General features: G+C 44.8%; 10 protein-coding genes. 1 reads left to right on the top strand and 9 read right to left on the bottom strand.

Translation table 11 applies throughout. The features are described from left to right. Positions 1–105: 105 nt before the first annotated feature. From NSA57_RS00185 to NSA57_RS00145, 9 genes are all read right to left on the bottom strand, one after another. Entirely contained in the window at positions 106–2,364 is a 2,259-nt protein-coding gene (locus tag NSA57_RS00185; protein ID WP_257463655.1) for a DUF2298 domain-containing protein, read from the bottom strand. Then, on the bottom strand, positions 2,354–4,330 hold the full coding sequence (locus NSA57_RS00180) for a hypothetical protein (protein WP_257463654.1): 1,977 nt from the start codon (positions 4,328–4,330) through the stop codon (positions 2,354–2,356). Before NSA57_RS00180 ends, NSA57_RS00185 begins: the two co-directional genes overlap by 11 nt. Positions 4,331–4,457: 127 nt before the next feature. Next, the gene (locus NSA57_RS00175) at positions 4,458–5,153 is read right to left on the bottom strand and encodes an N-acetylmuramoyl-L-alanine amidase family protein (RefSeq protein WP_243873630.1); all 696 of its coding nucleotides are present in this window, start codon (positions 5,151–5,153) and stop codon (positions 4,458–4,460) included. 49 nt (positions 5,154–5,202) lie between these two features. After that, positions 5,203–5,634, bottom strand: coding sequence for a hypothetical protein (locus NSA57_RS00170; RefSeq protein WP_173751993.1), 432 nt, complete (start codon positions 5,632–5,634; stop codon positions 5,203–5,205). 85 nt (positions 5,635–5,719) lie between these two features. Next, positions 5,720–6,409 (bottom strand): RNA polymerase sporulation sigma factor SigE, encoded by a 690-nt coding sequence (sigE, locus tag NSA57_RS00165; RefSeq protein WP_390427804.1) that lies wholly within the window; start codon positions 6,407–6,409, stop codon positions 5,720–5,722. Between the two features lie 57 nt (positions 6,410–6,466). Next, the gene (locus NSA57_RS00160; protein WP_257463653.1) at positions 6,467–7,315 is read right to left on the bottom strand and encodes a sigma-E processing peptidase SpoIIGA; all 849 of its coding nucleotides are present in this window, start codon (positions 7,313–7,315) and stop codon (positions 6,467–6,469) included. Between the two features lie 144 nt (positions 7,316–7,459). Further along, complete coding sequence (gene aroD / locus NSA57_RS00155; protein ID WP_257463652.1) at positions 7,460–8,230, bottom strand: type I 3-dehydroquinate dehydratase; 771 nt, start codon at positions 8,228–8,230, stop codon at positions 7,460–7,462. Positions 8,231–8,337: 107 nt separating this feature from the next. Then, positions 8,338–10,263 (bottom strand): threonine--tRNA ligase, encoded by a 1,926-nt coding sequence (thrS, locus tag NSA57_RS00150; protein ID WP_178709398.1) that lies wholly within the window; start codon positions 10,261–10,263, stop codon positions 8,338–8,340. Between the two features lie 432 nt (positions 10,264–10,695). Then, entirely contained in the window at positions 10,696–11,535 is an 840-nt protein-coding gene (locus NSA57_RS00145; protein ID WP_257463651.1) for a DegV family protein, read from the bottom strand. Between the two features lie 152 nt (positions 11,536–11,687). On the opposite strand from NSA57_RS00145, the gene NSA57_RS00140 reads away from it, so the two are divergent. Further along, on the top strand, positions 11,688–12,215 hold the full coding sequence (locus tag NSA57_RS00140) for a TetR/AcrR family transcriptional regulator (RefSeq protein ID WP_022066636.1): 528 nt from the start codon (positions 11,688–11,690) through the stop codon (positions 12,213–12,215). The last annotated feature ends 10 nt before the right edge of the window (positions 12,216–12,225 follow it).

Genomic DNA, 12,225 nt, shown 5'->3' with positions numbered 1-12,225 from the left:
TCAGATATATCTCATTTTCCTTTACCGGATGCAAAAAAACAGGACTGCCTGAACTTGATATTTTCAGATTCAGACAGTCCTTTTCTGTTTCAGAGAAATCTTCCCCTATCCGACTTTTACAATATAGGTTCCTGAACTTCCATCCTGGAACACAGTCTCTCCCAGGCTGCTAAGAAGCTCATGGTTCAGATTTTCTCCATATTTGTTTTTCTCACAGGAACCTACAAAAATATAGGAAACATCATATTTTTCCACAAGCTCCTTTACCTGTTTTTCATCCTGTGAGGTGTAGATCAGCTCAATATCTCCGCTCTTTGTATTCAGATCCGCCACATCATTCCGCCACAGCCATTCATGGACATACCATCCAAGAACTGTGGGCAGGCCGGTCATTGCTGATACACGCTCATACTCTGTATAGCTGTCCCCGTTTGCCTCCAGAACCACCGGAGATCCGGTAATATTTTTTTTCAGCCATCGTATTCCGGCTGCGTCTTCAGGGAAGTCCGTTTCCAGAAAAGCCGTGGCATTCAGCCCTTTATACTGGGAGGGATCCTGCACATTTCCAAACCATGAGCTGACGCTGTTTCCAAAATATCCCCAGGTCCACACAAGAAGGATCAGAGCCACCCCTGCGGCTGCCTTTAAAAATTTTTTGTAGGAAATCACCATCAGCCGGAAAATCACATAAGCCATTGTCATTCCAAACATAATGTATGCCTGATACGTGAGCTTGAACATGGTATTGGCACGGGCATTTCCGTTTTCGTAAATATCCCGCACATACACAAGCTCCGGGATCAGTACCAGTCCAATGGCACACAGCCCCATGATCATTGCAAAAAGATCCGGAAGCTTCAGAGATTCCATAAAATGAAAAATCGTCTTATGCTTTGCGCCGCTGAGCTTTTCCACCAGAAGAACGATCACAAAAATCACAGTCAGAATCGCCGGAAGCCCCCACAGGATCAAAAGCTGATGAGGAAGGGAATGATACTGGGCCACCGCCACACCCTGGACCATTGTCTCAAAATTCAGGGTAAAAGGAAGAATCACCACGGTTCCCACAGCCAGAACCTCTGCTGCCTGAGCCGCCGTAACTCCAAGGATCCATTTGGTCTGACCTTTCATCAGAACAATATTGGTAAAAAGTACAACTCCTCCTGTTACCACAAAGTAAATAACAAAATCCCAGAAATTCGTCCAGTGGAACATACCGAGAAGCACTGCCGCCAGAAGGATCTGAGGCATGAAAAGCTGTTTTCCCCAGAATTCCCCTGTCCCCGGCTGTCCCAGAACAAAATCTTTTTTCCGTACCATTTTTATCCAGGCATATAAAAGTCCCAATAACAGAAGGACGAACATAATATTGACCACGTGGGCATGAAGATCTCCCAGAACAAACGAATAGCAGGGAAATTCATGAATTGTCTTATCCGGAACATCCGGGTTAAAACCAATATATCTTGTCGCGTCAGGAAACCAGTAGCTGTCCGGCTCCTGTCCTGTCAGTTTCTGAAGAAAAGGAAGCACCTGTCCATAAACCACATAGTGCATATTTCCGGCAATGGAAACAGAAATTCCCGCCACCACGCCTGTGATCTGAGGAAAATATCTTCTCCATCCCACTGCGCCTGCAGCTCTTTTTCCCATTCTGTCCCTGGTCATCTGGTATATAAGAGAAAACGGAAGGGAAAAGGCAAGTCCTGCCACAAAGGTGCGCATCAGGTTATAGGTCAACTCCACGCTGGTTCCGGAAAGCTTTGTAAGGAATACTGCAAAATACTGGCCGCCATAATAATAGTTGATATTTCCCTCTGAATACCACAGGTCAACTGCCGGAAGAGTGGTGCTTCGCATCATGGCTTCCATAAACCCATAATCCATAAATTTTTCTGTTCCGTATGCCGCAGGATGAAATCCTGCCAGATAAGTCCACAGAAGGAAAAAAACAAAAAACAGGATTTCCTCCCAGTACACCAGATCCAGATGATTTACCGGAAGACACTCGATCCCTTTTTTATGCTGCGCTTTTCCAAGCAAAAGACAGCCGGCCCCACAGGCCAAAGTCACCCCGATACAGGTCAGTGAAGTGAATTTCAAAAGTTTGACCGCAACGAGAAACCAGGTTCCGAATCCTGTGACAACCACTGCCAGAACCTTGGAAAACATCCAGCCCTTATCGTCAAATTCCCGGAAAAGCCTTCCTGTCAGAGGCATGGTCACAATTCCCAGAACCATTGCAAGAAGATACCAGGTCCAGAAAGTCCATACGTCTCCTTTCAGCAGATATGCAGACAATGCTATAAGAACGGCTGCAGGAACTGCCCTTATTGTTACTTTTTTTATTATATCAGGTTTCATAAATTCTGATTCTCCCATCTTCCGACTGGTATGCCAGCCTGTATACTGATTTAATCGTAGTCTCTATGCAGGTTTCTTCTTCAAAAGTCATTCCCTCTTCAAAAAGAATATAGGTGATCCTCTCCTGCTGAACAAGACTCTTTACCCTCTCCGGATCCCGGGAAGTATAAATTTCCTTTGCGTTTTCCGCCCGGCCATAGGTATCATATCCTGCCGACCATGCATAATAGGGCCAGCCCAGATACATCATCACTCCGGCCATTGTCACTTCACTGATGCTGTATTCCGGCGTCAGGATCAGATCCCGGCTGTCCAGATTTTGTGCCAGCCAGTCTGTAAGACTGCTGTTTGTATTTACCGTTACTCTGTGTCCCGGCCCGTTATCTCTTACTATGATCACAAAATCATAAATTCCCGTGATCGTCAGACACACTGTAAGCACTGCTGCAAGAATACGGCCCTGCCATTTTTTCCGGAACAGAAGGCACACGGCTCCTGCCCAGAACATTGCCAGAAATGCATAGGAAATCATAATGTATTTATGATTCACAGTAATATCCGGTGTCAGGGAGAAGCTGAAGGCAAATACAAGTGGAAACAGACAGCTTACAAGAACTGCCCGCTGAAGCCTTTTTTTGTAGAAAAAGAATAAAATCAGCGCTCCCACAAAAAAGATGCCGCTCATCTGGATCAGATACCAAAGGACGCCTGCAGCGCTTTTATCCTCTGCGATAAATCCCCACTGAAAGGCAGCCTCCACAGAAGAGCCTTTCATAAAAAGTCTGGTCTGAAGAACCGAAAATACAACAGCCGTAACAGCTGTGATCAGATAGTCCAGCTTACCGTCTGAGCACACAGCAAAGCCCATTAAAATCAGAAGTCCTCCAATAACAGCCGCTCCGTTCCAGAAGGAAGTCATGCCGATGAGAAGGCCTGCTGCCAGCGCGTTTTCCACATACCTGCATTTCCATGCCTCCTTTGAAAAAAGCCTGTTCCTGAACCACACAAGCCCTTTCTCCTTATGGCGGCATCCCTGTTCCACCCAGTCCAGATACATCCACACAGCAAGAGCCACGATCAGAAGTCCAAAGGCAAGATGTCTCTGATTCAGATATACATTAAAATTCCACAGTCCCCAGTCTTCATTTGTTGTATATCCGATAAATGAAGTGTTTTCCTGCAGTACCTGGAGCAGATCTCCGGCGCGCAGATGCTCCCACAGAAACTGAAAAAAAGTCAGCGCGCTGCGGAAAAAGAAAAAGAGAACCGTCAGCACTCCTGCCTTTCCACTTCCCACAACATGTCTGGCAATACTGTAAAGCAGCATAAGAAATCCCAGAAGCGCCAGAATACTTGCGGCGTTGTAAGCAATGTCAAGCCGGAGTCCCAGAAACTCCAGATTTCCCACAAGAAACTGAAACATAAAATGATATTTTACGTCCTGTCCTCCAAAATGAGGATACTGGGTAGGAAAATTATTCTGCAAAGAAAAAGACCGCATCATTGCCGTATGGGGCGCATAATCACCGAACACGGTAAATCCTGAATACAGAATCCCGTCCTTTATGTAAAATACATAGAACATGATCCAGGTAAGAAATACAAACAGCACAGAAAAAAATATCAGTTCCTTCCAAAACAGCTGTTTATCCTCAACCAGACCCTTATCTGTAAAAATCCTTTTGTTTTTCCTGTATCTCTGAATATAGATGCCCAAAAGAAAAACAGCTCCTGCAGCCATTGTCAGCAGGTTTCCGTATATCAGCGGTTTGTCTGCTCCTGCGGCGCTGGCAGCCCAGGCAATGAGATACGTTACCCAGCCAAAAGCAAGCATTCCAACTCCAAATGCTCCTGGCAGAACCAGCCAGATCCTGTTATTTTTTCCGGTTTTCTTCTGTCCCACAAAAATCTCTGCAAGCTCTTTTCCGCAAAGACTTCCCAGGATCAGATACAAAATCCCAGTCATACATACTCCTCTGTTTTTATTTTTCTGTTAATTTGATCATTAACAGTATACCAAAGTATCCTGATTCTGAAAATACAAAAATCGCCGTCTCCTCTGGTAAATTTAAAGGATACAGCGATTTTCTTTTTTATTTCCTGCTGCTGAGGTACGACTCTATACCATCCGCAACTGCCTGAGCAACCTTTTGCTGGTATTCTTCCTTCTGAAGAAGAGCAGCCTCCTCCGGGTTTGTCAGGAAACCACATTCTGCAATGATCAGTGTTCCCTTACTTCTTTTCAAAAGGTAATAGCTGGTATTTCCCTTTATGGTACGCGGTTTTTGAGGATTCAGTTTCCGGTTCATACTCTCCTGTACTTCCTGTGCCAGTCTTTTTCCTTCCTGGGAGCTTTCATAATAAAAGACCTGCGGTCCCCTGACATCCGGGTCAGAATAGCTGTTCTGATGAATACTGACAGTCAGCACAGGAGAAGCATTTTCCAGAAAGGCGATCCGCCTCTGCATATCCTGAGATTTTTTATTTGGCGCAGAAGCATCATAAAGCCCCTGATCTTTCTTTCGTGTCATTACCACCTGATACCCCTTATCTGTAAGTACGCGTTCCAGTTTACAGGCTATCTTCAGATTGATTTCCTTTTCCTCCAGTCCATTAAGCCCCACCATTCCCGGATCCGCTCCCCCGTGTCCGGGATCGACCGCAATGATTTCCTTACGGTTTTCCTGTTCTTTCATGGTTCCGGAAACCTGGGCTGCCTGTCTGGACAAAAGCAAAAAGCACACCAGCAGAAGCCCGGACATCACAAGCTCCATCACATATTTTTTCAAGTAAATACATCCTTAAACCACTTCTCTCTAAATATATATTTACTTTTGTCTACAAATACGCCTTCAGCTCTTCAATATTTCTTTCCTCGAACTTTTTCAGTTCCTCCATCAGCTTTCTGATATCCTTCTCTGTTTCTCCTTCATACCGGTTCAGCTTCTGCAGGGCTTCTGTGATCCCCATACTGCTTCCCTGTATCAGCATCGCAGCTATATTGGATGCGGAATGATCCTTCATAGTCTGTATATTGACCATAAGATACGTACGGATTTTTTCAAAAGCACTCAGGCCTTTTTCATCATAACCATTTTCATTCAGCATCCGCCATGCCTTTTCGTGGACTTTCTGGTATCCCTCCAGATGTTCACTGAGAAGCTTCTGAAAATCTGCGTTCTCAGTAATATCCATAAGCTGCCTTACGGTATCCACTCCCATCTGTGAATTCTGATAAATAAAATTCAAAAGCTCTGTATTTGCGTTCATGCCACACTCTCCTTTTTCTTTCAGTATGCACGGATTCCCCAAAAATATACAGAGTCCTGTGAACCTTTACCTTCACTGACAGACCTTATTCATATTTTACAATTTCCTTTTTCAGTCTTTTCATAATTCTTTTTTCCAGCCTTGAAATATATGACTGGGAAATCCCCAGAAGATCAGCCACTTCCTTCTGAGTTTTTTCCTTTCCCTCGGCACTGTTCAGTCCAAATCTGAGACGGATGATCGTCTGCTCCCGGGGCGTCAGCTTGTTAATTGCTTTTCCCAGAAGTGTGATCTCCACTTCATCCTCCAGCCTGCGGGAGATAACGTCCTCATCCGTTCCCAGAATATCAGACAGCAGCAATTCATTCCCGTCCCAGTCAACATTCAGCGGTTCATCAATAGAAACCTCCAGCTTTGTCTTGCTGTTCCTGCGCAGATACATCAGGATCTCATTTTCAATGCATCGCGAAGCATAGGTTGCCAGCTTGATCTTTTTTACAGGATTAAAGGTATTAATTGCTTTAATAAGCCCAATGGTCCCAATGGAGATCAGATCCTCCACCCCAACTCCTGTATTGTCAAATTTTTTGGCAATATACACCACCAGTCTTAGATTGTGCTCAATAAGAAGCGCTTTTGCATCTTTATCCTGTTCTGTTCCCAGCTTACTGATGACATAGGCTTCCCTCTGCGGCTCCAGCGGTGCCGGAAGAATATCATTTCCACCAATGTAGTACAGCTCTCTCGGTCTTGAAAGAACCATCCTCTGAATCATCTGAAACGGGTAATAACTGACGCCTGCTGCTGATCTGTTCATAATTATATGCCCCTCCTAATGCAATAATCTGGAATTCAACAGTACCTTGTATTCCTTTCCCAAAGCGGAGGGTTCAAAAGCCAGGGCCAGCACAGGCCTTGATATGCGAACCTCTTCTGCGGGAGTATGGATACAAAGATTCTCCAATGTAACCGCCAGCATCAGCTTTTCTGCCTGTCCTACCGTACGGCAGGACAGATAGTGGGGCTTCAGTCCGGCAATCTCTGTACTTTTCAGCTCCCCCGGATTCTCGTAAAGGTTCTTCAGTCTGTCTATCAGGTCCTCTGACAGCATGGTCTCCAGAATTTCAGGTTTCACAACCGAAACCGGTTCTCCGCTTACCGGATCACTGAGCAGATTTCCTGTGTCATAAAACCCGTAAGCAGACTGTTCTTTTCCCTGATAGCTCAGGGTTACAGGGTAGATATTCTTCCTCAGACTTCTGGCAGAATCTGCCGCGCAGACCAGCGCCCCGATGCCCATATAGGTGGCAAAAGCAAAAATCAGAAATGCAGGAAGCGTAATTCCGTTTTTTGACACTGCCTCCCAGAATCCTCCTGCAAGAAACGCAGTCAGATACAGCATGACCATTGCTTTTGCCAGCAGACTTCCCTTCCTGATGCAGAAAGCGATCCTGAGCATAAGAAAAGCGCAGGCGCCGTGCAGAAAAATTCCCATGAGCAGATTTTTCTCAAAAGGAAGATATAGAATCAGGCAGGAAAAAAAAGCTCCCGCCGCGCCTCCTGCCAGATATCTCCACCGGTTTGTCCTGAGTCTCAGAAGTCTTCCTGTAATCCGCAGAACAATATAGTCCATCAGAAGATTCGTCACAAAGACAACATCTATGTATATTTCTCCATACATAAAAAAGCCCCCTATGACCTGTCATTCCCTCACTTTGGTAAGTGAGTTCATTATAGGTTACAGGGGGTGCGTAATTTGTCAAAACCGGGAAACAGATTCCCATAATTTCTCGTTGAGGTTCGACATAAGCCGAGATAATTCTGATTAATCCTCTACGTTCTTTTTGTGAAGAGCATTCATCATCATCCGAAGCTCTTCCACCGGAAACTGTCCCGGCGCAGACGCCTTTCCTACTGTGGCAAAGGTTACGGAAGAACCGAAATTTTCTCCTGCAATGCGGCTCATGGAACCCAGATTTCCCATGGACATGGCGATCACAGGCTTTTCTGTATACTCTTCTGTGACCTCGCTGGTCACCTGCATAAGATCAGCGACATCTTCAAATCTCTGCGGCATCACTGCCATTTTCAGAATGTCTGCCCCGGATGCGTCCATGTCGATAAATCGGTTTTTCAGCGTTTTACTGTCATCCGTTTTTTCAAAATCATGGGTTGAGGCAATCACTTTCGCTCCGGTCATCTGAATCCTGCGGATCAGCTCTGAAACATTTTCATGAGAAAAATACTCTATATCGATCAGGTCTGCATTTCCGCTTTCTGCTGCTGTCAGTGTATATTTTTCATATTCCTTTTCAGAAATTTCCGCATTTCCGCCTTCTGAAACAGTGCGGATGGTAAAAATAAGCGGTATCTCTCCCAATGCATTTCTAATCTCTCTGAGCATGTCCGGAAGGCTTTCCTCATGAGAAAGCCCTTCATAAAAGTCAGCTCTCCATTCCGCCAGATCCGCTTTTATATCCCTGATTCTGCCTGCCTCCTCAAGCAGCGCTGACCGGTCTTTTCCGGTCATTGGCACACATATTTTCGGCTGACCGCTTCCGATACGTACTTCTCTGATCTGAATTTCTTTTGTCATTGCCCATCTTCCTTTCTGCTTCCATGAACAGTAAGAATATACTGCTCTTTTCATATGGAAAAAGACTGCTGATTCCTTTTTACGGAATTTCAGCAGTCCTGTTCTTTTTATTCTGTTACTTCAACTTTTCTGTTCTCGCGGTTTTTGATCTCTTCTTTTACAGAATCAATAAACTCATTGAGATCTTTTGCTCCTTCATCGCCCATGAAACGGCTGCGGACAGAAACTTTTCCTTCTTCCTCTTCCTTTGCGCCTACCACAAGCATGTACGGAATCTTCTGAAGACGTGCCTCACGGATCTTATATCCGATCTTTTCTGCACGGTCGTCGATCTCTGTACGGATACCTGCATCCTTCAGATCATTCATAACCTTGTTTGCATAATCCATATATTTCTCAGAGATCGGAAGAACTTTTACCTGTACAGGAGCAAGCCATGTTGGGAATGCGCCTGCAAAATGCTCGATCAGAATACCGATAAATCTTTCAATAGAACCAAAAGCAACACGATGGATCATGATCGGACGATGCTTCTCGCCGTCAGCTCCGATATATTCACATTCAAAGCGCAGCGGAAGCTGGAAGTCAAGCTGAATAGTACCGCACTGCCATGTTCTTCCAATGGAATCCTCCAGATGGAAGTCGATCTTCGGACCATAGAATGCGCCGTCGCCTTCATTTACCACATAGTCAAGTCCCAGATCGTCAAGAGCTCCTCTTAAGCCCTCTGTTGCGATCTCCCAGTCCTCATCGCTTCCCATGGAGTCCTCCGGACGGGTGGACAGCTCAACATGATATTTGAAGCCGAAAAGCTGATATACACTGTCGATCAGTCTGGCAACGCCCTTGATCTCGTCACGGATCTGCTCCGGTGTCATAAAGATATGAGCATCATCCTGAGTAAAGCAGCGCACACGCATCAGGCCGTGAAGCTGACCGGATTTTTCGTGACGGTGAACCAGTCCCAGCTCTCCCATTCTCAGAGGAAGATCTCTGTAGGAACGTGGTTCAGATTTGTATACAAGAATACCTCCCGGGCAGTTCATTGGCTTAATGGCAAAATCAGTCTCGTCAATTACAGTTGTATACATATTTTCTTTGTAATGATCCCAGTGGCCTGAAGTCTCCCAGAGATGGCGGCTCAGCATGATCGGTGTGGAAATCTCCACATATCCTGCCTTATTATGGATCTCTCTCCAGTAGTCAAGCAGAGTATTTTTCAGAACCATACCCTTTGGAAGGAAGAACGGGAAGCCCGGTCCCTCTTCTTTCATCATAAACAGGCCAAGCTCTTTTCCAAGCTTTCTGTGGTCACGTTTTTTGGCTTCCTCCATACGGGTGATGTACTCTTCAAGATCTGCCTTTTTGGTATAGGAGGTTCCGTAGATTCTGGTAAGCATTTTGTTCTTCTCGCTGCCTCTCCAGTAGGCTCCTGCAAGGCTGGTAAGCTTAAATGCTTTTACCGGCTTTGTTGTCATCAGATGAGGACCTGCGCAGAGATCCACAAACTCTCCCTGCTGATAGAAGCTGATCTCAGAATCTTCCGGAAGATCCTCAATAAGCTCTACCTTATACGGTTCATTTTTTTCTTTAAAAAATTCAATGGCCTCTGCTCTCGGTTTTGTAAATCTGGTAATGGCCAGGTTTTCTTTTACGATTTTTTTCATCTCAGCCTCGATCTTCGGAAGATCTTCTGCTGTAATGGGCTCATCACTGTCAATATCATAATAGAATCCATCCTCAATAGACGGTCCAATTGCAAGCTTCACCTCAGGGAAAAGGCGTTTGATAGCCTGAGCCATAATATGGGAAGTGGTATGACGGAATGCTCCTTTGCCGCCTTCACTGTCAAAGGTGAGGATATTCAGCTCACAGTCTCTGTCAATCACTGTACGAAGATCTGCAACCTCTCCGTCCACTTCACCTGCACATGCTACGCGTGCAAGACCTTCACTGATATCGGAAGCAATCTCAATAACTGATTTTGCTTCAGCATACTCTTTTGTTGATCCGTCTTTTAAAGTAATGATCATGATTTTTCTCCTTTTCTTTTTATTTTCAACCACTGTTACGGGACTTTCTTCGCTTTTATACTATTATAAAAGTCGATTACTCCGTGCCGCTGTACGGGACTTTTTATAATAAAAAACGCCCCTTACAATGCCTGCGCACTGTAAGGGACGAGATTCTCTGCCCGTGGTTCCACCCTGATTGCCAAATCACCGGGATTTCTTCATGAATAAAATAATTCCGGGGACTCAGCCTCTTTTTTGATGATAACGGTATCACCGGACCGGATTAGGATCACTCAGAGGTGGTCTTCAACTGATTCCTGTTAAAGCACTTTCACCAAATATGCTTCTCTCTGCAACAGTCCACAGTCTACTCTTCTCGTCAGCGTGTTAAATCTATTCAACTAAGTTCTTTTTCATTATAGCCACTGGATTTCCGTTTGTCAACGTACTTTACACAGATTTTTTTACAAAGCTGATAGCCGCACAGGCCGGACCTACATGAGTACCGATAATTCCGCCTACCGGATACAGCCGATAATTTTTCAGTCCGTATTTTTCAACGGTATCCTTCATAAACTTTTCCCCAAGCTCACGGTCTGAAGTGTAACCAAAATACACCGGCTCGTTTTCATCAATCTCATAGGATTCAAATTCCTTCCAGAGATACTTGATCCCTCCGCTTCTTCCTCTTGCTTTTCCCAGCATGGTCAGGGTTTTGTCCTTCAGCTCTATAACAGGCTTAATATGAAGCATATTTCCCAGAACTGCCAGGGCTGCCGGTATTCTTCCACCCTTTTTCAGATAGGTCAGGGTATCCAGCATTCCGCATACGGTCACACGCTTTTTCACATCTTCAATGGTTTCTACAATCTCTGAAACAGTTTTTCCTGCCTCTCGCATTTCCACAGCTCTCTGAACCAGAAAACGCTGAGTAATGATCGCCTGTTCTGAATCTATGATATGGATCCTGTCATACTCGCTCATCTGCTTTGCCACATTGGCCGCATTTACAGTTCCGCTGAGGCCGCTGGAAAGGGTGATAACAAGAACCTCTTCCGAGTTTTCCTTTGCTTCCTCATAAAGAGCCAGATATTCCTCCGGTGACGGCTGGCTTGTAACAGGCAGTTCTTTTTCTGCGGCAAGCTTTTCAAAAAAGCGTGTAAAATCCTCTTCTGTCTCCAAAGGAAAATCACCGTCAGAAAATTTTGTTTTCAGCCAGACAATACGGATATTCATTTCCTCAGCTTCCTGTCTGGTTATATCAGAAGCAGAGTCCGTTATGATCATCATAATATGTTTTCCTCCTTCAGCGGATTGACAAGTTTCCGCTGTTTCTCTAAAATATATGTTACAAATGTATCAGTGGAACATACTATATCATATTCCGTCGAAAAATCAATGAACCTGCTTATAAATGAAACAAAACGGAGGAAATTGTATCAATGGGACGCAAAAAAAATTCCAGTGACTTTCTGAAAGAATGCATTGCAGACGCTCTTTTTATTCTGCTCCGCACAAAATCCATCGAATCCATTACAGTCCGGGAGATCACAGAGCTTGCCAATGTAAGCCGCATCACCTACTACAGAAATTTTACTTCAAAGGAAAATGTCATTGAATTTAAGCTGGACAAACTGATGACTGAATGGATCGAAAAACAGCCCCAAAAAGAAAGCGCTTCCGCCCATGAGCTTTCCATTCGTTTTTTCCAGTTCTTTTATTCTATTCGGGATATTGTACAGACTCTGATCCGGGCAAACCTTTCCCTTCTGCTTTTAAATCGTCTGATCCTGAAATTCAACGATATCAATACCGCAGACAGCAGCGAATACTACCGTCAGATTTTTATTTCTTTTGGTCTGTGCGGCATCATTCTCTCATGGATGGACACCGGAATGAAGGAATCCCCAGAAGAAATGGGACGGATCATTTCCCGTAAATTTTTTCCGGCGCCGGAATCAGAGCTGTGAACAGAACAGG

Source organism: Blautia caecimuris (genome assembly GCF_024622975.1).
GTDB classification, from domain to species: Bacteria; Bacillota; Clostridia; order Lachnospirales; family Lachnospiraceae; genus Blautia_A; species Blautia_A caecimuris.
The sequence above is the reverse complement of the archived record's forward strand: the minus strand, read 5'-3'. Positions and strand labels throughout refer to the sequence as shown.

Excerpts from the sequence above, each read along its gene's own strand:
- NSA57_RS00140 (WP_022066636.1), top strand. The coding sequence starts at position 11,688 with ATGGGACGCAAAAAAAATTCCAGTGACTTTCTGAAAGAATGCATTGCA.
- NSA57_RS00180 (WP_257463654.1), bottom strand. The coding sequence starts at position 4,330 with ATGACTGGGATTTTGTATCTGATCCTGGGAAGTCTTTGCGGAAAAGAG.
- aroD (WP_257463652.1), bottom strand. The coding sequence starts at position 8,230 with ATGACAAAAGAAATTCAGATCAGAGAAGTACGTATCGGAAGCGGTCAG.
- sigE (WP_390427804.1), bottom strand. The coding sequence starts at position 6,409 with ATGATTCAGAGGATGGTTCTTTCAAGACCGAGAGAGCTGTACTACATT.
- NSA57_RS00145 (WP_257463651.1), bottom strand. The coding sequence starts at position 11,535 with ATGATGATCATAACGGACTCTGCTTCTGATATAACCAGACAGGAAGCT.
- NSA57_RS00185 (WP_257463655.1), bottom strand. The coding sequence starts at position 2,364 with ATGAAACCTGATATAATAAAAAAAGTAACAATAAGGGCAGTTCCTGCA.
- NSA57_RS00160 (WP_257463653.1), bottom strand. The coding sequence starts at position 7,315 with ATGTATGGAGAAATATACATAGATGTTGTCTTTGTGACGAATCTTCTG.
- NSA57_RS00170 (WP_173751993.1), bottom strand. The coding sequence starts at position 5,634 with ATGAACGCAAATACAGAGCTTTTGAATTTTATTTATCAGAATTCACAG.
- thrS (WP_178709398.1), bottom strand. The coding sequence starts at position 10,263 with ATGATCATTACTTTAAAAGACGGATCAACAAAAGAGTATGCTGAAGCA.